Source organism: Pseudomonas sp. RIT-PI-S (assembly GCF_025642975.1).
Taxonomy (GTDB): domain Bacteria; phylum Pseudomonadota; class Gammaproteobacteria; order Pseudomonadales; family Pseudomonadaceae; genus Aquipseudomonas.
In genome coordinates, this window is the sequence record NZ_JANZKJ010000001.1 from 278778 (window position 1) to 300147 (window position 21370).

Genomic DNA, 21370 nt, shown 5'->3' on the forward strand with positions numbered 1-21370 from the left:
GCGGTTAATGTGGCGCAGTATTTTCAGTAGGCGCCCTGCATGTCCTCTTGCGTTTTGCTGCCCCTCATCTTGCCCGGCCGGGCGGCCTGAATCATGGCCGGCCCGGTTTTCCCCTGGCGTAACGACAACCGCTTCGAGCTGTTGATCGATGGCCCTGCGTTTTTCCCACGCATGCTGGCCGCCATCGGCAATGCCCGCGCGCACGTTGACCTGGAACTGTACCTGGTGGAGGCGGGGCACTGTGCCGACGCCGTGGTGGACGCGCTGATAGCAGCGGCGGAGCGCGGCGTACGGGTGCGCTGCCTGTTCGATGGCTACGGCAGCCTGGCTTTCGGCACCGCCTTGAGCCAACGGCTGCTCGCCGCGGGCGTTGAGCTGCGGCTGTATAACCCGGTGAGCTGGCGGCGTGGCGGGCGCAACCTGTTCCGCGATCACCGCAAGCTGCTGTTGGTCGACCAGGCACTGGCGGTGGTCGGCGGCACGGGCGTTACTGACCAGTTTTGGCAGCCCGATGCGGACCTCAGCGAGTGGCACGAGGTGATGGTCGAGATCCGGGGCCCGGTGGTCGCAGACTGGCAAATGCTGTTCGACCGCCAATGGCGCGCCAACCTGCGCCGCACCGCCTGGCGGCCGGCGACGCACTTCGGCCTGCCACGCGTGCCGCGCATGCCCCCTAGCGGTGAGGGGCTAGGGCGGGTGGCCTACTGCGACGCCCGCCAGCACCGGGACATCCTGCGCTCGCTGGTGCGTGCCATTCATGCCGGGCAACAGCGCATCTGGCTGGCGACCCCGTATTTTCTCCCCACCTACAGCGTGCGCCGCTCCCTGCGCCGCGCCGCCCAGCGCGGGATCGACGTGCGTCTGCTGCTCACCGGGCCCCGCACGGACCACCCCTCGGTACGCTACGCCGGCCACCGTTACTACCCCAAGCTACTGCGGGCAGGGGTGAAGATTTTCGAATACCAGCCGTGCTTCCTACACCTGAAGATGGTGATCATCGACGATTGGGTCAGCATCGGTTCATGCAACTTCGATCACTGGAACCTGCGCTTCAACCTGGAAGCGAACGTTGAGGCGCTCGACCCAGCGCTCACCGCTGCGGTCAACGCAAGCTTCGAAACAGACTTCGCCCGCAGCCGCGAAATCACCCTGGAGCAGTGGAACGCCCGGCCGCTGTGGCGCCGCGCCAAGCAGCGGGTTTGGGGATGGCTGGACCGGATGGTGGCTAATTTGCTGGATAGCCGGGATTAAGGCCGCACCTGTCGCCTACGAGCTGCAAGCTGGTATCACTGGGGGCTAGGCAAAGCCCGCGAACCGGCGTCGCTTGGGGCCCGCAGGCTGTCGCCAGTTGCTGCGAAACCCCCGGCCAATAAACCGGCGGCCAGTGCCGGACCCTGTGTTGCTGGGCGGAGCCCGAGAATTTATGGCACCGCCAGCGGGAGCCTCGCCTCTCGTAGGCGCCAGGCCCTGCCTGCGCGGGCGCATACCACGCATGGTGTTACAGCGCTCACGGCGAGCTTGCGCTGAAGAAAGAAATCTCCCATGCGGCCCGCCCCCTTTTCTGAAGTGGGCAAAGCTCGCGAGCCTGGCGCTACCACGGCTGGCGCGCCTGCCCTTTTACTGCTCCAATACCCGCGGCCCCTCGCTCAGCAAGGACAGGGATATGTTCCAGATCGACCGCAGCAGCAAGGTGTTGCTGGTAGACCAGATTCGCCACGGCATCGTTGATCGGATCGAGACTAGCCAATGGGTGCAGGGCGCCCGGCTGCCGTCGGTGCGGGCATTGGCCAGGCAGCTGGGCGTAAGCATTTACACCGTTACCGGCGCCTATGAGGACCTGGTCGCTCAGCAGGTGATCGAATCGCGCCCAGGCACGGGGTATTTCGTACTGCCGGGTAAGCACTGCGGGGGCGCCAGCGATAGCGGCGAAGCGGTGGTGCCGTCCAGCCTGCATGGTGGCTTTCTCTACCGCTCGCTCGACCCCTCCCTCTACGAACTGCCGGTCAGCTCCGGCTACTTGCCTCCTGCGTGGTTGGCGGAGGCGGTGCCACCCTCGGTCACTGGCCGGCTGATCCGCGACGCACTCGCATGCAGCGTGCCGGCGCCCGCCGCTGGCGGCCAGGAACTGCGCCGGGTGATCGCGCGCAAGTTGCACGATTTGCACATCGCTGCCAGCAGTCAGCAGATCGTGGTCACTGTGGGCGCGACTCATGCCTTCTCGATGATCCGCAAAGTGATGCTGCGAGAAGGGGACTACCTGCTGGTCGAGGACCCCAGCTACCTGCTGTTGCAGCTCAAACTGATAAAGACGCAGGATTTCAACATCATCACCGTGCCACGGCTCAGCGACGGGCCGGACATGGACGTCTTCGAGGCCATGGTCGCCCGTTACCGGCCGCGGCTGTTCCTTACCCAGACGTTGGTGCACAACCCTACCGGTGGCAGCACCTCACCGGCAAAGGGGCACAAAATCCTTTCCCTGGCCGAGAAATATGATTTCCATGTGGTGGAAGACGACGTCTATGGCCCGCTGTCTTCACAACCAACCCTGCGTCTGGCCAGCCTGGATGGCTTTAATCGCTGCTTTTATCTCAGTGGGTTCAGCAAGGTGCTCAGCCCCGCGCTGCGCCTGGGCTACGCCGTGGCACCCGCGGCTTTCGTAGAGCGGCTGGTGGAGGAGAAGATGGCCGGCCTGCTGTGCGGCTCGGCTATCGACGAAACCATCGTGACCCATACTTTGCAATCCGGCCGTTACCAGCACCACCTCGATACCTTGACGCAGCAGGTGATGAAAGCCCGGGCTACCGCAAGGGAGTGGCTAGGCGCGGCCGGGGTGGCCTTCGACGATTACAGCCCCGATGGCATTTTTCTCTGGGGGCGAATGCCCGGGTACCTGGACCTTCGCCGGTTGATCGAGCAGGCGCATCAGGCGGGGATCCTCCTGGCCCCCGGCTCGTTGTTCAGCCATGGCCAGCAGTACGACCAGCATCTGCGCTTCAACGTCACCTACTGCAACGATCCGCGATTCAAGGCTTTCATACATACGCATCTGGCACCGGCTCAGCAGCTGTCGTAGGAGATTCCATGGCTACCCACACCTCCTGACCCGTAGCAGCATGGCTTGCCGACGACAGGCGTAAGCCAGCGAGTAGGGCCATCACAGGCGTGAATCAGCAACGCTTGGCCAGCCACACCAGCACGATCACTACCCCACACACCACCGGCGTCAGCCAGTTCCAGCTCTCGCCCATCAGGAAAATCGAAAAGGCGAAGGTGAAGAATGGCTGCAGCAGTTGCAGTTGGCTGATGCGTTGAATGCCGCCCAGCGCCAGGGCGCGGTTCCAGGAGAAGAACCCCAGCAGGGAATTGACCCAGGCCAAAAACAGCAGCGCTACGATGCCTTGGCCGCTGAGGTTGGCAAGGGTCTGGCCGTCATACAGCCACAGGCTGGCAGGCAGCAGTACCGGCAGGCTCAACACGAGCGTCCAGCACATCACTTGCCAGCCTGGGAGCTCCTTGGACAGCGCGCCGCCCTGGGCGTAGCCGAAGCCCGCCAGCAGCACCGCACCCAGCAGCGCCAGGTCACCTATGTAAAAGTCCTCAACGCCCTTGGTAATTGCCATGTAGCTCATGACCACGGCGAAGCCCAGGCATGACACCAGCCAAAACGCGCGGGAGGGCCGGGTGCCGGTGATCAGCGTACCGAACACGGCCGTGGACAGCGGCAGTGCCGCGAGCAGCACCCCGCCATGGCTGACCGGCACATATTGCATGCCTAGCGCAGTGAGGATGGGGAAGCCATACACGATGCCGGTAGAAGTGAGCAACATGCGTTTGACCTGCGAGCGGTTTGGCAGCTTCGCCCGGCCAAACACCAGGAATGGAATGGCCGCGAACGCCGCCAGCACCGAGCGGAAAATCCCCACCTGCATCGCGCTCAGTTCGCCGGCTAGCATCTTGGCTGCGGGTAGGGTCATGGCGAATGCGGCCACGGAAATCAGCCCTAGCAGGTAGGCGTGAAGGTCCTGGTTCTTGGCATCGGGCTGGGTTTGCAGGTTCGCTACGTTGGCTTGCGTCATGGCTTCGGTCCTTGGTTACCGCTCGCAGCGCTCTGATTCGGCGCCCACGGATGCCCAGATTAGGGCAAGCGCCGGCAGCAGCACCGGTACGGTCGCAAGGAAGTGGGCCGAACTGTACTGTTGGCTGACCATGACAGTGGGGCCTCAAGCGCATGCGTAGCACGGCCCTGCGCCGCTCAAGCCTTCGGTGGTCAATAACGAACAAGCCCGGCGATCGCCGGGCTTGTAGGGGGTTAGCGAACCTCGACAGCGAGGCTTTCAGCGATCTTGTTTTGCCAGATCGCCGGGCCGGTGATGTGCACCGACTCGCCCTTGCTGTCCACGGCGACGGTGACCGGCATGTCGGTCACGTCGAACTCGTAGATCGCTTCCATGCCCAGTTCCTCGAAGGCCACCACACGGGCGCCCTTGATTGCCTGGGCGACCAGGTAGGCAGCGCCGCCCACGGCCATCAGGTACACGGCTTTGTAGTCCTTGATCGCGTCGATGGCGGTTGGGCCGCGCTCGCTTTTGCCGATCATGCCCAGCAGGCCGGTTTGGTCGAGGATCTGCCGGGTGAACTTGTCCATCCGGGTGGCGGTGGTGGGGCCAGCAGGGCCGACCACTTCCTCGCGAACCGGGTCGACCGGGCCCACGTAGTAGATAAAGCGGCCCTTGAGGTCCACTGGCAGGGTTTCGCCCTTGTTGAGCATGTCCACCATGCGCTTGTGCGCGGCATCGCGGCCGGTGAGCATCTTGCCGTTAAGCAGCAGGGTTTCACCGGGCTGCCAGCTCTGCACGTCTTCCGGGGTCACGGTGTCGAGGTTGACCCGGCGCGCGGAGGGGCCGGCTTCCCAGACGATTTCCGGATAAGCGTCCAGGGGCGGTGCCTCCAGCGCGGCCGGGCCGCTGCCGTCGAGCACGAAGTGGGCGTGACGGGTGGCGGCGCAGTTGGGGATCATGCACACCGGCAGCGAGGCGGCGTGGGTCGGGTAGTCCATGATCTTCACGTCCAGCACCGTGGTCAGGCCGCCCAAGCCCTGGGCGCCGATGCCCAGCTGGTTGACCTTCTCGAACAGCTCCAGGCGCATTTCCTCGAGGCGGTTCTGCGGGCCGCGGGCCTTGAGCTCATGGATGTCGATGGGGTCCATCAACACTTCCTTGGCCATCACCGCGGCTTTCTCGGCGGTGCCGCCGATGCCGATGCCCAGCATGCCGGGCGGGCACCAGCCAGCGCCCATGGTCGGAACGGTCTTGAGCACCCAGTCGACGATCGAGTCCGACGGGTTGAGCATGGCCATCTTCGATTTGTTCTCGGAGCCACCGCCTTTGGCGGCGACGTCCACTTCCACGGTGTTGCCAGGCACGATCGAGTAGTGAATGACCGCCGGGGTGTTGTCCTTGGTGTTCTTGCGGCTACCGGCCGGGTCGGCCAGGATCGAGGCGCGCAGCACGTTGTCTGGCAGGTTGTAGGCGCGGCGCACGCCTTCGTTGATCATGTCGTCCACGCCCATGGTGGCGCCATCCCAGCGCACCTCCATGCCTACCCGAACGAAGACGGTGACGATGCCGGTGTCCTGGCAGATCGGCCGGTGGCCGGTGGCGCACATGCGTGAGTTGATCAAGATCTGGGCGATGGAGTCACGTGCCGCGGGGGATTCCTCGCGCAGGTAAGCCTCATGCATCGCCTGGATGAAATCGACGGGGTGGTAGTAGGAAATGTACTGCAGGGCATCGGCGACACTCTGAATGAGGTCGTCTTGCTTGATCACGGTCACGGGCGCGCTCCTCTTTGACACGGGAACATTATCTCGGCCTCGCGCAGGGCACGCGGGGCGACCTCTCCAGGCATTACCACGCGCCGTGGGACTCGGCAAAGGCAGGCGGGGGCTGGGAAAAGGCGCGGCAGTATACCCCGCTCGTGGCGGTCGCACATCCGCCATCGAACGATGGCGTGCGGTAGTCGGCAGCCAGGCAAAACGACCTTGACGACTGGTCTGTCATCGGATGAACGAAAATCCGATGGTCATTTTTGCGTTGGATCACTAAAGTGGCAACTTGCCATAACCGTGGTAAGGGATGGGATCCCTATGAGCACGATGAGTCAACGAGTGACCCAGCACAATCTTCAGAAGCTTTTTATAAAGCGCTTCCTTCTGGCCGCCAGCAGTTATCTGATGATGCTGATGCTGGTGGGCGTCGCTTTTGTGGGCGGCTATTTCAACGGCAGCACCGAAACGGTGATGGCTGGCGGCGCACTGGTGCTGCTCAGCCAGGCGCTGCTGGGGCTGGTGTTTTTCAGCGGTAACAACCTGCGCTTCGCCGATCCTAGCCTCACCGAGGCGCAGATCTGGCTGGCGGTCGGCTGGGAGACCTGGCTGCTCAGCCATCTGGATAGCGCGCGCGGGCCGTTCATGGTCATTTACGTGGTGCCGCTGATGTTCGGTCTGTTTCACTTGTCCAGGGCAGTGTTCCTGCGCTGCGCAGCCTTGGTGTTCGGCAGCTTTGCCATGCTGAACCTGTATGAAGCGGGGCAGGGCCGGTTGGACGAGCCTGGGCTGGCGGCTATCCAGGCCGCCGTGCTGTTTATCGTACTGTTCTGGCTGTGCCTGTATGGCAATTACGTGCAGGCCTCGCGCCAGCGCATGCGCCAGCGGCGCTTCGCCCTCCAGGCGCATCAAGACACCCTGCGCGGCATGATGCGCCAGCTCGAAGACCTGGTGGCTACCGATGAGCTGACCGGGCTGTTCAACCGCCGGCACTTCCTGCGCCTGGCTTCGCGTGAATTGCACGGGTTGCGCCCTGGGCAGACCCACGGCCTGGCGTTAATCGACCTGGACCATTTCAAGCGCATCAACGACGTACATGGCCATGCCGCCGGGGACGCGGTGTTGCAAGGCTTTGCCCAAGTGGCCGCGGCCTGCCTGCGCGAGGGTGATGTATTAGCCCGCTACGGTGGTGAAGAGTTCGTGCTGCTGATGCTCGATTCCGACGCCGATCGCCTGACCCTGTGCTGCGAGCGCCTGCGCCTGGCCTTCGCGGCGGCACGCCCCGCCGATGGTGCGGTGACGTCTTTGAGCCTGTGCGCCGGGATGACCCTGCTCGGCGAGGGTGACCTGCTGGACGACGCCCTGCACCGTGCGGACAAAGCCCTTTACCAAGCCAAGCGGGAAGGGCGCAACCGCTGTGTGGCCGCCTGGGAGTACATCGATGCCTGAGCTGGCCGTTGGCGGCCAGCGTTGGCAGGTAGCTGCGGGGGTTAACCTGCTCGACGCCCTGAACGGCCACGGTGTCGCGGTGCCATCTGGCTGCCGGGCTGGGCATTGCCATAGCTGCCGGGTGCGCTGCATCGGCGGCGAGCCGCACGATCAGCTGCCGCAAGCCCTGCCTAGCAGTGAGCGCGCCGCCGGCTGGCGGTTAGCCTGCCAGTGCCGGGTAGTCGAAGACCTCGAAGTAGTGCCCTATGACCCACGGGCTGATGGCATCGACGCGCAGGTCAGCGCGCTGAGCTGGCCCAGCCCATGCGTGCTGCGCCTCCGGGTGATCCCCGCGCGGCCGTTGCGCTACCAGCCAGGGCAGCACGTATTGCTGTGGAGTGAAGACGGGATAGCCCGGCCGTATTCGCTGGCAAGCCTGCCCGGCGATGCCCCCTGGCTGGAATTTCATCTGCAATGCGCCCGGCCAGGCGCCTTCGCCGACCGCGCCAGGGCGTTGCAGGTAGGGGATCGCTTACGGCTGGGCGAGGTCCTCAGCGGCCCGCTGCATTACGACCCGGCATGGGAAGCCCGGCCGTTATGGTTGCTGGCCAGCGGCACGGGGCTCGCCCCGCTGTGGGCGGTGCTGCGGGAAGCGTTGCGGCAAAACCATCAAGGGCCGATCCGCGTGCTGCACATGGCAGCGCCCGGTGAGCACTACCTGGCCGCTGAATTGCAGGCACTGGCGGCAAGCCATCCGGCGTTGGTAGTGGATTTGCGCGGCCCCGATGCCGACCTGGGCGACCTGCGCCCGTCACGCCAGGCCATTGCCCTGGCCTGCGGCGCGCCTACGAGAGTGGAGGCCATAGCCCGGCGCATGTTCATGGCCGGGCTGCCACGTAATCAGCTGTTTACCGATACCTTCGATAAGAAGCCGGCTGATTCCGTGTAGGCGCTAGCAAATGCGGCAGGCCGGCCATCCAGGCGCGGCGGCTGAACGCAGGTTCGCGGGGCCGCTCTAACTCAACAGCTCCGCGAATGCCTTGTCCGCTTCCAGCACTTGGGGCAGGGCATCGAACAGCAGGTCCAGGTCTACTCCTTTCATCAGCTCGTCGTGCAACTCGGCCTTGGCTTCCTCGGTGGGGCCACCGAATTGCTGCAGGCGGTCGCTGACCTCATCGGCCTGGGCGACCAGCAGCGGCAGCGGCGCGTTGCCCGGTGCCTGGTGGGGCTTGGCCTGGTAGGCAATGCCATCCTGGATCTGCTTAGGCAGGTTCCAGCGCTTGGCAAGCTCGGCGCCCACTTCCGGATAGCCGAAGCCCAGTTGCAGCGTTTCGTCCGCGGCGTGGGCCGGGGAGGTGGTCGGGCGACGTGCATTCAAGCGCTCGACCATTTCCGGCGCGCCGGTTTGAATCAGCAGTTCGCCGATGTTGTGCATCAGCCCGCAGGTGAAGGCGACTTCCGCGTCGGTGCCGCCTTGTTTGGCCAGCACCCGGGCGATGCTCGCCACCTGGAAGCTCTTGAGCCAGAAACCCTTGAGGTTGAACGAAGGTGGGGCGCTGAACGCGCCGGTGACCGCGCTGGCCAGCACCAGGGTGCGCATGGTGTTGAAGCCTAGCCGCATGGCTGCGTCTTCGATGCTCGTGGATTCCCGCGCACCCTTGAAGCGCGCCGAATTGGCCAGCCGCAGGATTTTTGCCGAGATGACCGGGTCCTTCTCGATGTTGCGGGCAATGGCTTCCAGGCTGGACGAAGGGTTGTCGAACTGGGCGATCAGGTCCTGCGCAACCTTCGGAATACTGGGCAAACTGTGCAGCTGGGCGAACAGCTTTTCGATTTCCATGGCTCCCACCTCTTTTACGACGATTCCCACAACGATAGGCAATTTTCGCGACTGTGCGTTCGTCCCCTTTTTCAGCTCGGTCGTTCAATCGGATTCACAGCCAGGCACGCAGGCCGTAAAAGGCCGCCATGCCCAGCACCACGCTGGTCAGCACGCTACGGGTCGCGAGCATCAGGCCAACCGTACACAGCCCGGCCAACAGGTAGGGGTTGCCCAGCGAGAGGTTCAGCCGATGGTCGGGCATGAACACGATAGGCCCGCAGATCGCCGTGAGCATGCCGGGCACGGCAAAGCCCAGGAATTCCTGGGCGCGGCGCCCCAGGCGCAGTGGCAGCCGCGGTTCAAGGAACACATAGCGATTGAAGAACAACACCGCGCCCATGCCAAAGATCACTGCCCAGATCACCGTTCACGCTCCATCAGCCGCTTGCAGCCATACCCCGCCGTCATCGCGCACAGCCCGGCCAATACCAATGCAGACTCCAGCCCCCAGAGGCTGAACAGCACCGAGCACAGCAGCGCCACGGCTACGCAGACCGCCGCCGGAACCGAGCGCACCACCGGGGTAATCAAGGCGATAAAGGTGGCGGCGATGGAAAAGTCCAGCCCCAGGTGTTGCAGCCCGGGAATGTTCTTGCCCAGCACGATGCCAGCGAAGGTGCACAGGTTCCACGCCAGGTAGAACGTGAGCCCTGCCCCCAGTGCGTACCAGCGCTGGAAGTGTTCCGCGCTCTGCTGGCTGGTCAGGGCGAACAGCTCGTCGGTGAGCAGGAAGCCCAGGCCCATTCGCCAGCGCGGCGCCAAGGGCGCGACCCGGGCGCGCATGTGCATGCCGTAGAGCAAGTGCTGCGAGGTAAGCAGCAGGGTCGTGAGCAGAATCGACAGCGCTCCGGCGCCCCCCTTGAACATGCCGATGGCCACCAGTTGCGCCGCGCCGGCAAACACGATGGTGGACAACCCCTGGCTCTGTAAGGGGCTCAGGCCGGCATCCACTGCCAGTGAACCGGCCAGCAGCCCCCAGGGCAGGCAGGCGAGGGAAAGGGGTAACACAGCGACAGCGCCGTGCATGAACGCGGGGCGGTGAGGGGCGGGTACGGGCATGATGAAGCTCGAACGATACCGGGCCGCAAAGGATGTCAGTTTGTGACAGGCTTGTCTTGGGCAAACCGCCGCGAAACCTTGGGTTCGCAGGCCCTGCCTGCTCCTACAGCGCAGTGGCTCACGCTTGGAGGAGCAGGCGGAGCCTGCGAACAGGGCAATTACGAATACCAACCCCAGGGCTCGGCGCTTACGTACTCGGTCACCTGTTTGACCTCCAGGTAGTTCTCCAGCCCCCAGCGCCCCAGCTCGCGGCCGATGCCGCTTTGTTTCATGCCGCCCCAGGGCGCCTCAACGAAGGTGGGTTGCGAGCAGTTGATCCACACGATGCCGGCGCGCAAGCCGTTGGCCACCCGGGTGGCGCGGGCGGGATCGGCACTCATCACCGCCCCGGCCAGGCCGAAGCGGCTGGCGTTGGCCTGGCGCAGCGCATCGGCTTCGTCGGTGAAGCGGCGCACGCACAGCACTGGGCCGAAGATTTCATCGCGCCACAAGGCGCTGTCTTCGGCGGGCTGGTCGAAGATCGTCGGCTGCAGGAAATAGCCCCGGTCCAGGTCTTTCGGGCGCCGGCCGCCGCTGATCAAGCGCGCGCCCTCGGCTTCACCGCGGGCGATCATCTGCAGCACCTTCTCGTACTGGCCGGCGCTCACCAAGGGCCCCAGCAGCATCCCTGGTTCCAGGCCCGGCCCTATGGTGATTTGCCGCGTGGCCGCCACCAGCCGCTCCAGCAGGCGCGGGGCGATACCTTGCTGGACCAGCAAACGTGAGGTGGCGCTGCACACCTGGCCCTGATTCCAGAAAATACCGAACAGAATCCACTCCACCGCCGCTTCGACGTCGGCGTCGTCGAACACGATGAACGCCGATTTGCCACCCAGCTCCAGGCTGATGTTTTTGATGTCGTGTGCCGCCGCGCTCATGATCTTCGCCCCGGTCGGCACGCTGCCGGTAAAGGCCAGCTTGTCCACGCCTGGGTGGGCGCTCAGCGCGCTGCCCGCTTCGGCGCCCAGGCCGGTGACCACGTTCAGCACCCCCGGCGGCAGCCCGCTGCGCTCGGCGGCCACGGCCAGCTCCAGCGCGCTCAGGGGCGTGAGCTCGGAAGGCTTGAGCACTACGGTAGCGCCGGCCGCCAGCGCCGGGGCGACCTTCCAGGCAGCCATCAGCAAGGGGTAATTCCAGGGGATGATCTGCCCCGCCACGCCCACCGGCTCATGCCGCACGTGGCAGCGAAAGCGCGGGTCCGCCAGGGCCAGCGGCTCGTCCTGGCGAGCGTCCAGTTCGCGCGCAAGGCCTGCATAAAAGCGAAAACAGCCAATGGCGTCGGCCACGTCCCATTGGGCCTCGGGTAGCGGCTTGCCGTTGTCGCGTACTTCCAGTTCAGCCAGGGCGGCTTGGTCCTGCTCAAGGGCATCCGCCAGGCTATCCAGCCAACCCGCGCGCTGCTCGCCGCTGGTGCTGCCCCAGGGCCCGTCGAAGGCCGCGCGGGCGGCGCGCACGGCGTTGTCGATGTCTTCCTCGGTGCCCGCGGCCACGCTACCAATCACGTGTTCGGTGGCGGGGTCGATCACCTGCAAGTGCCCACCCAGGTCTGGGCTGACCCACTGGCCGTTGATGTACAGCTGGTCACGCATGGTGTGCCTCCCGGCCGTCAACGCGGCGGTTCTGCAAATAACGTGAAGTGAACAGCAAGGCCAGCGAGGCGCCGATGATCACCGTGGAAATAGCGTTGATCTCCGGCGTGATGCCCCGGCGGATCGACGAGAAGATGTAGATCGGCAAGGTGGTATGCGAGCCGCTCACGAAGAAGGCGATGATGAAGTCGTCGAAACTGAAGGTGAACGCCAGCAGGAACCCGGCAAGAATCGCTGGCGTGATCTGCGGCAGGGTGACCCGGCGGAAGGTTTCCAGAGGCGGCGCATAGAGATCGGCCGAGGCTTCCAGCAATGCCGTATCGAGCGCTTCTACTCGGGTACGGACGATCACCATCACCAGCGCCATGGTGAACAGCGAATGCGCCGCCACCACCGTGAAGTACCCCATGTTCAGCGGCGCGATACCTGGCAGCAGCGCCGCCAGCACGGGGTTGAGCAGGTCGAACAGGCTGATGAAGGCGATCAGCGTGGAGATGCCGATCACGATGCCCGGGATGATGATCGCGCAGTAGGTAAGGGCGTCGAACACCAGGCGCACCCGCGGCCCTACCCGTTGCAGGCCGAACACCGCCAGGGTGCCGAACAGGGTGGCCAACAGCGCCGAGCCCAGGGCGATCATTGCGCTGTTGCCCAGGGCTTCGAGAATGAAGGGGTTGGCGAACGCGCTGCCGAACCACTGGGTGGAGCAACACTGGAAGGCCAGCCCGCTGCGTCCGGCGTTGAACGCGAACACCACGATCAACGCGATGGGCGCGTAAAGGAACAGATAGAGGAAGGTCGAATAACCGCGCAGCCACATGTTAGAGTGCTCCTTCGCCGGGCCGGCCGCCATGCCGGGCCACCAGTTTCAGATACAGGCCGATCACCACCAGCATGATCGCCACCAGGGCCATGGCCACGGCGCTGCCGAACGGCCAGTTACGCGATTGCAGGAACAGGTCCACCAGGGCATTGCCCACGAAAAACACCTTGCCGCCGCCCAGGATTGCCGGGATCAGGAACTCACCCATCAGCAGGATGAACACCAGCATTACGCCGGTGATCACCCCCGGCGCAGACAACGGCAGGGTGATCCGCCGAAAGCCTTCGAAGGCGCTGGCGCCGAGGTCTTGCGAGGCTTCGAGCAGGCGCTTGTCGAGCTTTTCCAGGCTGACGTAGATCGGGAACACCATCAGCGGCAGGTAGCCGTAAACGATGCCGATCAACACTGCGCTGGGCGTGTTGATCAACCGCACGTTTTCCAGCCCCAGGCTGGCGAGCATGGCCGGCAGGCCCTTGCCGCTGAGGATGAAGATCCAGGCGTAGGTGCGGATCAGAAAGCTGGTCCAGAACGGCACGATCACCAGCGTCAGCAACAGTGAGCGGCTGCGCTGCACCTTCACCGCCAGGAAGTACGCCAGCGGGTAGGCGGCCAACAGGCACACCAGGGTGCCCATGGGCGCTAGCAGCAGGGTGTTGCTGAACGCTGCCGCGCGCGAGCCAAGGTTCAGGTAGTTGGCCAGGGTAAGCCCGCCGGCATAGCCGCCCACGGCGCTGCGCTCGCCGAAGCTGAACACCAGGATGATCAGCAGCGGCGTCACCAGCAGCAGCAAGAACCACAGGGTGGAGGGCAACAGCATCAGCACGGTGACGCGCCGGCCTAAGTCGCGCGCCCGGCCTTTGAGCGCGGTGGCGTTCATGGTGTGCACAGCGGTGGACATAACCGCTCCTCGTTCGGGGTCAATGGACGGGCGCCCCGGGCAGGCGGCGCCCGCAACCGTCAGGCGGCCTTGAAGCGCGCCATCAGCTCGGCCCGCAGCGGGCTGGTAAGAGTGGCGGCGGCGCCGAACTCCAGCGGGCTGAGTTGTTCGGCGGCCGGGTACATGATGGGGTCGTCGAGCAGCTTCTGCGGCAGCAGCGCATCGACTCGGCTGTCGCCGCTGGGGTAGCCGTGGGCGAGCACTTCGAGCTTGTTGTGCTGAGGGTCGAGCAGGTAATTGATAAAGGCGTAGGCGGCGTCCTTGTGTTCGCTGCTTTTAGGGATGGCGAAGAAGTCGCTCCAGATCTCGCCGCCTTCCTTGCCCAGGGCGTAATGCATGCTCGGGGTGTCGCGCTGCAGCTGCAAAGCATCGCCGGTCCAACTCATCGCCAGCCAGGCGTCGCCGCTGCGCATGGAGGGCTGGATGTCTGAGTTGATCGCGAACAGGTGCGGCTTGACCTCGATCAGCAATTTTTCCGCCTCGGCCAGCTCCTTGGTGTCCAGCGAGTTGAAGCTATAACCGCAGGCCTTGAGGGCGTTGCCGATGGCCGTGAGCTGGTAGTCGTGAACGATTACCCGGCCGTCAGCCTCGCCCTTGGCCAGCTCCCAGAATTCCTTCCAGCTGGTCGGCCGCGCCTTGAGCTGCGCGCTGTCGTACACCATACCGGTGGTGCCCCAGTTCTTCGGCACCGCATACACCTTGCCGTCTACCGTGCCCTGGGCCATGAAGCGTTGTTGAAAGGCCTTGGGGTCGAAGTTGGGGATGCGGGAGAGGTCCAGAGGCTCGATCAGCCCCAGCTTTACGTAAGTGCTGATGGTGTAGTTGGTGGGCACCAGCACGTCCCAGCCGCTGCCTCCCGCCTGCAGCTTGGCAAGCATTTCTTCATTGGAGCCGAACACGCTCATGCTCACCCGCGCGCCGGTGGCGGTGGCAAAAGCGTCGAGGTTCTGCTGGCTGTGATAATTGGGCCATGTGGCCAGCGCCAGGCGGTCGCCCATGCTGCCTTTTTCCGCCGCATAAGCGCTGCTGGCAAGCAGGCCAGGCATCTGGCTGGCCACGACCGCCGCTGCCACGCCCAGGCCGGTGCGGCCAAGGAAGTCTCGCCGGCTGATCGAGCCGTTCTGCCAGCTGCGCAGGGTGTTGATGAAGGTTTTCTGATCCATATGACGTCTCCCCAAGGCGGTTGAAAAGGCAGTTCAGAAGGTCATTGCAAGGCCACTGGCCTGGTCCCAGCCAACCTGGACCGGCGCGCCGTGTTCCAGCGGCTGGGTTTCCTGTTGGCGAGGCACGCGTACGCAAAGGATGCCGAACGGTTGGGTGCGCACCCGATATTCGGTGGTGTTGCCCAGGTAGATGCGGTCCTCGACCTGGCCGTCCAGGCGCACGTCCCGGGCCAGGGTGCTGCCGGCAGCGCGGATGTCGATGGCTTCCGGCCGAACCGCGATGCAGCCTGGCGCGTTCACCGTCAACGCCTGGCCGCTGGGGGTGGGCGGGCAGTTCAGCTGCAAGCCCTCGGCGGTGCGCAGGCTGACCACGCTGGCGCTGACCGCGCTCACCGTGCCTTCGATCACGTTGGATTCGCCGATAAAGTCCGCCACGTAGCGGCTGGCCGGGGTTTCGTAGAGCTGCTCGGGGGTGGCGGTCTGCACGATAGTGCCGTCGCGCATCACGCTGATGCTGTCGCTCATGGACAGCGCCTCTTCCTGGTCGTGGGTCACCAGCACGAAGGTGATGCCTACTTCGCGCTGCAAGCGCAGCAATTCAGACTGCATCTCCTTGCGCAGCTTGCGGTCGAGCGCCGCCAGCGGCTCGTCGAGCAGCAGCACGGTGGGCTTGTTCACCAGCGCCCGGGCCAGGGCCACACGCTGCTGCTGGCCCCCGGAGAGTTCGCTGGGGCGACGGCTACCGAAGCCGGAGAGGCGGACCATCTCCAGGGCTTCGTCGGCCAGCCGCCGCTGTTGCCGGGTATCGATGCGCGGAGTGCGGTAGCGCAAGCCGTAGGCGATGTTCTCGCTGACGGTCATGTGCGGGAACAGCGCGTAGTGCTGGAACACCATGTTCACCGGGCGCTGGAACGCCGGCACCCCCGCCACGTTGCGCCCGGCCAGCAACACATGGCCTTCGCTGGGCTGCTCGAAACCCGCGATCATTCGCAGGGTCGTGGTTTTGCCGCAGCCTGAGCCGCCGAGGAAGGCGTGGAAGCTGCCGCGGCGCACGGCGAAATTCAGCCCGTCGACCGCCGTGACGCTGCCGTAACGCTTGACCACCTTGCAGAACTCGATGTCGTTGCTGTCGCCCATCGGCGGACCCTCCCATGCCGTGTTGCGGGCCAAGCTAGCGTGGCGCAACGGCACGGGTATATATCCCTTAGGGGATAGTGGTCGTTTTTAGACATGCCTGCCGGGGTTGGCCGGCCCGGCGAGGTCGCGGATGAACAGCCCCAGCAACTCGGACTGGCTATTGATCGCGAGCTTTGCGTAAAGGTGCTTGCGATGGATCTTCACCGTGCCCGGGCTGATGCCCAGCACCTCGGCCACGGAAGCGCTGGAATGCCCGCGCAGCAGCAACTGAACGATCTCCTGCTCGCGCTGGGTCAGGCAGTGGGCGCCGAACTGGTCGAACGCGGCGCGAATGGTGAAGTCCAGATCCTGCGCCGGCCGGGGCGGGCCGGCCTGGTGCAGGGCCCAGGCATCGACGACTACTTGCTCCACCGCCGCTCGCGCGCAGCCGAGCCAGGCCAGGTCGTCTTCACTGAAAGCGACACGGTGGTTGGCGCGCATCAGCGACAACACGCCCCGGGTGCCCTCGCCGAGGTCGACGAAGAACGCCACCTCTTCGGCAAGGCCGGTCTGCTGGTAGTAGGTCAGGTAATACTCGCCCAGGTAGAAGTGGTCCGGCGCGAGCTGCCGCAGGCGCCACAGCCCTGGCGCCTGGCCCCGGGCGCAGGCGAGGTAGATGGGGTCTAGCAGGTAGGGGCCGCTTTGGTAATCGTCCACGTACACCTTGCGCCGTTGCGCCGGGAAGGTGTCGAACAGTGCCAGGGGGCGGTGGTTGCCCTCATAAACGAACAGCACGAAGTGGTCCACCGGCCGCACCCGCCCCAGCCAGGCGCACAAGGCATCGAGGCGCTGCGCAGGGGCGGCGGCAAATACGCGGGTGAGTTCCTCTGTCCAGAGGGCGACATCCTGGGTGTGCATCGATCGGCGCCGGCAGTGAGCTGCGGCACAGGATGCATGTTCCACGCCAGCGGGGCAACGCGTACCCCACTGTGCGGGAGCGGGCATCGCCCGCGAACCATGAGGTCACGCCTGCCCTGGGGCGATAAAGTCGCTGAGCAGGTCGTCACGCAGCGTGATAAAGGCGCTGTCGCTGCGGTTGCGCGGGCGCGGCAGGTCAACGTCCAGCACCCTCCGGATGCGCCCGGGGTTGGGCTGCATGACCACCACGCGGTCGCCTAGGAAGACCGCTTCGTCCACATCGTGGGTTACCAGCACCATAGTGATCCGCTCCCGCGCCCAGATGCCTTGCAGCTCATTCTGCAGGCGGGTACGGGTCAGGGCATCCAGCGCGCCGAAGGGTTCGTCCAGCAGCAACACCGATGGCCGATTCACCAGGCCGCGAGCGATCGCCACGCGCTGCGCCATGCCCCCGGAAATCTGCTGCGGGTAGGCATCGGCGAAGGCTTCCAGCCCCACCAGTGCCAGGTGTTCGCGCACGGCCTCGGTTTTTTCCCGAGCGCTCAAGGGCGAGTTCTTCAGGCCTACCGCGATGTTTTCCCGCACCGTGAGCCAGGGAAACAATCGGTGGTCTTGGAACACGATGCCGCGCTCCAGCCCGGTGCCGCGGATCGGCTTGCCGCCCAGCAGAATCTGCCCATCGAAGGCTTGGTCCAGCCCCAGCAGCAGCCGTAGCAGGGTCGACTTGCCGCAGCCGCTGGCGCCCACGATGCTGACGAACTCCCCAGCGCGCACGTCCAGGCGGATGTTGTCTAACACCCGTAGGGTTTCACCGGGCCGCTGTGGGTTATCGAACTGCTTGCTTACCCGATCCAGCACTAGGCTGTTGCTCTGCATGGGCGCCTCCGTGATTCATTGATAACCGAAGCGCCGGCTCAGGCGACGCTCGCCCAACCGCGCCAAGGCGTTGAGGGACCAGCCGACAATGCCGATCACCAGCATGCCGAACAGCACCAGGTCCATTCGAAAGTGTTCGCTGCCTTCGATCAGCGCATTACCGATGCCTTCCCCCGACACCAGCAGGTATTCCGCGCCGATCGTGGCCAGCCACGAATAGATCAGGCCCAGGTATAGCCCGGTGAAGATCGACGGCAGGGCTGCTGGCAAGCGCACTTCCAGCAGCGTTTGCCAGCGGCTGTAGCCATACACCTGGGCCACTTCCAGCAGCGCGGGCGACACCCGGCGCAAGCCGTCGCAGGTGTTCACCGCCACCGGTACCAGGGCGGCCAGCGAGAGAAACACCACCTTGGCCAGGTCTCCCAGGCCGAACCACACGGAAATCAGCGGAATCCAGGCGAACAGGGAAATCTGCTTGAAGGTGTTGAAGCTTGGGCCGATCAACCGTTGCGCCAGCGGGGACAGCCCTAACAGCGCGCCCAGCAGCAGGCCACCAGCGGTGCCGATGAAGAAGCCGCTGAGGTCCCGCGCCAGGCTAGCCCCCAACGCTCGGGCCAAGTGCCCGCTGCTGATCTCATGCCAGGCGGTGGCCGCCACGGCTTGCGGCGTGACCAGCAAGCGCGAATCGCTCCAGCCCTGCGCCGAGGCTAGCCACCAGAGGGCGACCGCGGCGATTGGCAGCACCCAGCCACGGCGGCGCGAGAAGGCAGACGGGCTCATGCCGGCCGCCCCTTGCTCAAGCGCCGCTCGAGCAGATCGAAACCGCGATCGATTGCCAGGCCGAGGGCACCGACCACCACCACGGCGGCCATCACCAGATCCAGCTGGAACAGCTGGCGCCCATAGACGATCAAGTAGCCCAGGCCTTCGCTGGAGGCCACCAGCTCCACTACCACCAGCGACAACCAGGCCTTGGTGAAGCCCAACCTTAAGCCGGTGAACATAGGCGTGACAGCCGAGGGCAGGACCACGTGGCAGATCAACTGGCGCCGGCTGAACCCATAAGCCTCGCCCACTTCCAACAGGCGCCGCGGCGCCTGATCGAACGCCTGCACCGTCGCCAGGGTGACCGGCACCAGCGCAGCCTTGGCGATCAGCACGTACTTGAGCGGCTCGCCAATGCCGAACAGCAACAGGGCGAAGGGCAGCCAACCCAGCACGGGGATCTGTACCAGCGCGTTGAAGGTCGGCAGCAGGTAGTCGCGCACCGGCCGGAACAGCCCCATCAGCGCGCCCAGCACCAGGCCCAGGCTCGCGCCGAGCGCAAAGCCAACCAGCACCCGTTGCAGGCTGGCAGCGGCGTTGAGCCAGAGGTCACCGCTGCGCACCAGCTCAACCAGGGTTTCCCACACATAACGCGGGGCCGGCAACACCTGTTCGGACACCCAACCCTGGGCTGCACCCACCTGCCATACAGCCAGCAGGCTCAGCGGCAGCAGCCAGGGCAGCACGCGCTGGCCCAGCCGCCACTGACCGATGCGCCAGGTGGGCGGGGCAATGGGGCGGGCTAGTACAGCCGTGCTAGCCCGGCTCATGGCTGGCCTCCTTCGGCGCGGGCACGGCAGCGGTGGCGGCAGTGTCTTGCGCGTGTTTGCCGTCTGGGCCAAAGGCGGTCCAGTAGCCTTGCAGCCCCTTGGCCTTAAGCGCGGCATCCAGGTAGCGGGGCTCGAACCAGCCTTCGGTGGACACCTGCCGGCGGATGAGTTTTTCCTGATAGGCCTGGTCTGCCACGGCCTGGTAGCGGTCGCGAACGAAGCCGTCGAGCAAGGGGGATGCGCGGGTTTTCAAGGATTGCCCGCGGTAATCCGCCTCCCACGACGCTAGCGGCGCGCCAGATTTGGCCCATTCCTGGAACACCGCCTGCTGGTTGCCCGGATCGCTGGTCCACTGCGCCGCATCCACCAATGCATCCACGACCTTCTGTACGTTGCCGGGGTTGTCCTTCTCATAAGCGGCGCGCACCACCAGCGCCGTTTGCCGAGTGAAGCGAGGGTCCTGCTGGCTGTTGTCGTAGATCACGTCCACCAGGCCTTCATCGCGTAGCTTGAACAGCTCGAAGCCGCCGAACGCTGCGTCCACGCCCTTGGCCGCCAGCGCCGCGAGGGTGCTGCCGGTGTCCAGGTTGATGACCTTCAGGTCCCGCTCGGTCAACCCTTCGGTGCCCAGCACGTTGATCGCCACCAAGTGCGCGTTCGTGCCGCGGAAGATCGCCACTTTCTTACCCTTGAGGTCGGCGAGGGTGTGGATGTCCGAACCCTTGGGCACGGCCACGTATACGTTGGCGCGGGTGCCGATGGCGGCCAGCAGGCGGGTGTCCAGGCCGTTGGCCCGGGCCACCACCTGGGGCAGGTCCCCTTCATAGGCGAAGTCGATCTGCTGGTTGGACAGCGCCTCGTTCACCGCCGGCCCCGCCCCTTTGAAGAAGAACCACTGCACCTCGGTACCGCTACCTTCGAAGGCTTTTTCCACAAGCTGTTGGTTACGCGCGATGCCAAGGCTGGAACCGCCGAAGGTGACCGGATCGCCGCCGCCGGCGCTGGCCACGCCAATGCGCAGCACGTCGGCCTGGGCCACGCCAGCGGCCAGGGTGATCGCCAGGCCCAGGGGGGCCAGGCGGCGAAGGCGTGATCTAAACGTAGGGTTTGCCATGGTGCGGTGCTCCTTGTGCCGGGGGTCAGGCGGCGAGGTGTTTCTTGTCTGCTTCGGTGCGCGGCGAGCGCGCCTCCGGGCTGGGCTTGAGTGCGCGGCTGTGCTGGCCATCCACGCTCAGCGGGATGTCGCCGGCGATGGTGGTGCGGCGCACGATGCGTTCGGCGTCGGCGTAATCGTTGACCGCGATGTGTTGGGTGGCGCGGTTGTCCCAGATGGCCACATCGCCCGCCTGCCAGCGCCAGCGCACGGTGTTGTTGAGGTCGGTGATGCGTTGATGGAACAGTTGGAACAGGTGCTTGGAGTCTGCAGTGCTCACGCCTTTGAAATGTTTGACGAAGTGGCCCAGCAACAATGCGCGCTCGCCGGTTTCCGGATGCACATGCACCAGTGGATGTTCCGTTTCATATTCCTGCGCGGTGAACTCTTCGCGGTAGCGTTTGAGCGCGGCTTCTGTCGCATGTCGCGGCGCAACATAGTCATAGAGGTTGCTGTGCACGGCCCATAAGTTGTCGGCCAGCTGTTTGAGTGGCGCGGGTAAGTCTTCATAAGCGGTAGCGGTATTGGCCCACACGGTATCGCCGCCGTAAGGCGGGATAACTACGCCGCGCAGGATGGAAATCTTTGGAAAGTCTGCAACGAAGGTGACATCGGTATGCCAGGAGTTGGCCCGTGCTTCTTTCGAATCGAGGTTCAGCAGCGCGGACGTTTCCCCGGCGGAACGCACGGTAGGGTGTGGCACCTGGTCGCCGAACAGGCGCGAGAAGCGCTCTTGTTCAACATCGGTTAAATGTTGCTGGCGGAAGAACAACACCTTGTGGCGCAACAATGCATTGTGAATAGCATTGAACACTTGCGGGTCCAGGTCACCGCTCAGTGTTACCCCTGAAACTTGAGCGCCAAGTTTGCCGGCGACTGGTTGTATGCTTATAGCCATTTCGTCACTCCTGTGGTGGGTGACCACAGGTTAATTGCATAATGCGTGGCGCTTCCAAGGCTCATTG

At 64.9% G+C, this 21370-nt stretch carries 20 protein-coding genes; 4 read left to right on the forward strand and 16 right to left on the reverse strand.

What is annotated here, in order from left to right; genetic code table 11:
* Nucleotides 1–93 precede the first annotated feature (93 nt).
* Together OGL93_RS01290 and OGL93_RS01295 are read left to right on the forward strand one after the other, a co-directional pair.
* A complete protein-coding gene (locus tag OGL93_RS01290; protein WP_263260527.1) occupies nucleotides 94–1251 on the forward strand; it encodes a phosphatidylserine/phosphatidylglycerophosphate/cardiolipin synthase family protein in 1158 nt (385 codons plus the stop codon).
* Nucleotides 1252–1663: 412 nt separating this feature from the next.
* Nucleotides 1664–3076: a PLP-dependent aminotransferase family protein gene (locus OGL93_RS01295; protein WP_263260528.1), complete on the forward strand. Its 1413-nt coding sequence runs from the start codon at nucleotides 1664–1666 to the stop codon at nucleotides 3074–3076.
* A gap of 94 nt (nucleotides 3077–3170) precedes the next feature.
* Here OGL93_RS01295 and OGL93_RS01300 read toward each other — a convergent pair whose 3' ends face one another.
* Together OGL93_RS01300 and OGL93_RS01305 are read right to left on the reverse strand one after the other, a co-directional pair.
* Nucleotides 3171–4079 carry a DMT family transporter gene (locus OGL93_RS01300; RefSeq protein ID WP_263260530.1) on the reverse strand — a complete coding sequence of 303 codons (909 nt, stop codon included), beginning with the start codon at nucleotides 4077–4079 and terminating at the stop codon, nucleotides 3171–3173.
* 233 nt (nucleotides 4080–4312) lie between these two features.
* Nucleotides 4313–5836 (reverse strand): fumarate hydratase, encoded by a 1524-nt coding sequence (locus OGL93_RS01305; protein ID WP_263260531.1) that lies wholly within the window; start codon nucleotides 5834–5836, stop codon nucleotides 4313–4315.
* 333 nt (nucleotides 5837–6169) lie between these two features.
* Here OGL93_RS01305 and OGL93_RS01310 point away from each other — a divergent pair, with 333 nt between their 5' ends.
* The gene (locus tag OGL93_RS01310; RefSeq protein WP_263261088.1) at nucleotides 6170–7276 is read left to right on the forward strand and encodes a GGDEF domain-containing protein; all 1107 of its coding nucleotides are present in this window, start codon (nucleotides 6170–6172) and stop codon (nucleotides 7274–7276) included.
* Nucleotides 7269–8204, forward strand: a complete 936-nt coding sequence (locus OGL93_RS01315) for an iron-sulfur-binding ferredoxin reductase (RefSeq protein ID WP_263260532.1) — start codon at nucleotides 7269–7271, stop codon at nucleotides 8202–8204. Before OGL93_RS01310 ends, OGL93_RS01315 begins: the two co-directional genes overlap by 8 nt.
* A 66-nt stretch (nucleotides 8205–8270) precedes the next feature.
* On the opposite strand, the gene OGL93_RS01320 is transcribed toward OGL93_RS01315, so the two are convergent.
* The 14 genes from OGL93_RS01320 to OGL93_RS01385 form a co-directional block, all read right to left on the reverse strand.
* The gene (locus tag OGL93_RS01320) at nucleotides 8271–9095 is read right to left on the reverse strand and encodes an HDOD domain-containing protein (protein ID WP_263260533.1); all 825 of its coding nucleotides are present in this window, start codon (nucleotides 9093–9095) and stop codon (nucleotides 8271–8273) included.
* 94 nt (nucleotides 9096–9189) lie between these two features.
* A complete protein-coding gene (locus tag OGL93_RS01325; protein WP_263260535.1) occupies nucleotides 9190–9501 on the reverse strand; it encodes an AzlD domain-containing protein in 312 nt (103 codons plus the stop codon).
* Nucleotides 9498–10196 (reverse strand): AzlC family ABC transporter permease, encoded by a 699-nt coding sequence (locus tag OGL93_RS01330; RefSeq protein WP_263260536.1) that lies wholly within the window; start codon nucleotides 10194–10196, stop codon nucleotides 9498–9500. Before OGL93_RS01330 ends, OGL93_RS01325 begins: the two co-directional genes overlap by 4 nt.
* A gap of 158 nt (nucleotides 10197–10354) precedes the next feature.
* Entirely contained in the window at nucleotides 10355–11824 is a 1470-nt protein-coding gene (locus OGL93_RS01335) for an aldehyde dehydrogenase family protein (protein WP_263260537.1), read from the reverse strand.
* Nucleotides 11817–12644 carry an ABC transporter permease gene (locus OGL93_RS01340; protein ID WP_263260538.1) on the reverse strand — a complete coding sequence of 276 codons (828 nt, stop codon included), beginning with the start codon at nucleotides 12642–12644 and terminating at the stop codon, nucleotides 11817–11819. The genes OGL93_RS01335 and OGL93_RS01340 overlap by 8 nt, the downstream gene beginning before the upstream one ends.
* A gap of 1 nt (nucleotide 12645) precedes the next feature.
* Nucleotides 12646–13545, reverse strand: a complete 900-nt coding sequence (locus OGL93_RS01345) for an ABC transporter permease (RefSeq protein WP_263260540.1) — start codon at nucleotides 13543–13545, stop codon at nucleotides 12646–12648.
* A 59-nt stretch (nucleotides 13546–13604) separates the two neighbouring features.
* Nucleotides 13605–14747, reverse strand: a complete 1143-nt coding sequence (locus OGL93_RS01350; RefSeq protein ID WP_263260542.1) for an extracellular solute-binding protein — start codon at nucleotides 14745–14747, stop codon at nucleotides 13605–13607.
* Nucleotides 14748–14780: 33 nt separating this feature from the next.
* On the reverse strand, nucleotides 14781–15884 hold the full coding sequence (locus OGL93_RS01355) for an ABC transporter ATP-binding protein (RefSeq protein ID WP_263260543.1): 1104 nt from the start codon (nucleotides 15882–15884) through the stop codon (nucleotides 14781–14783).
* Nucleotides 15885–15971: 87 nt separating this feature from the next.
* Nucleotides 15972–16781 carry a helix-turn-helix transcriptional regulator gene (locus tag OGL93_RS01360; RefSeq protein ID WP_263260545.1) on the reverse strand — a complete coding sequence of 270 codons (810 nt, stop codon included), beginning with the start codon at nucleotides 16779–16781 and terminating at the stop codon, nucleotides 15972–15974.
* A 105-nt stretch (nucleotides 16782–16886) separates the two neighbouring features.
* On the reverse strand, nucleotides 16887–17657 hold the full coding sequence (locus tag OGL93_RS01365) for an ABC transporter ATP-binding protein (RefSeq protein WP_263260547.1): 771 nt from the start codon (nucleotides 17655–17657) through the stop codon (nucleotides 16887–16889).
* Between the two features lie 15 nt (nucleotides 17658–17672).
* On the reverse strand, nucleotides 17673–18437 hold the full coding sequence (locus OGL93_RS01370) for an ABC transporter permease (RefSeq protein WP_263260549.1): 765 nt from the start codon (nucleotides 18435–18437) through the stop codon (nucleotides 17673–17675).
* Nucleotides 18434–19252 (reverse strand): ABC transporter permease, encoded by an 819-nt coding sequence (locus OGL93_RS01375; protein WP_263260550.1) that lies wholly within the window; start codon nucleotides 19250–19252, stop codon nucleotides 18434–18436. The genes OGL93_RS01370 and OGL93_RS01375 overlap by 4 nt, the downstream gene beginning before the upstream one ends.
* Nucleotides 19239–20366, reverse strand: a complete 1128-nt coding sequence (locus OGL93_RS01380; protein ID WP_263260552.1) for an ABC transporter substrate-binding protein — start codon at nucleotides 20364–20366, stop codon at nucleotides 19239–19241. Before OGL93_RS01380 ends, OGL93_RS01375 begins: the two co-directional genes overlap by 14 nt.
* 25 nt (nucleotides 20367–20391) lie before the next feature.
* Complete coding sequence (locus tag OGL93_RS01385) at nucleotides 20392–21303, reverse strand: TauD/TfdA family dioxygenase (protein ID WP_263260554.1); 912 nt, start codon at nucleotides 21301–21303, stop codon at nucleotides 20392–20394.
* Nucleotides 21304–21370: the final 67 nt, after the last annotated feature.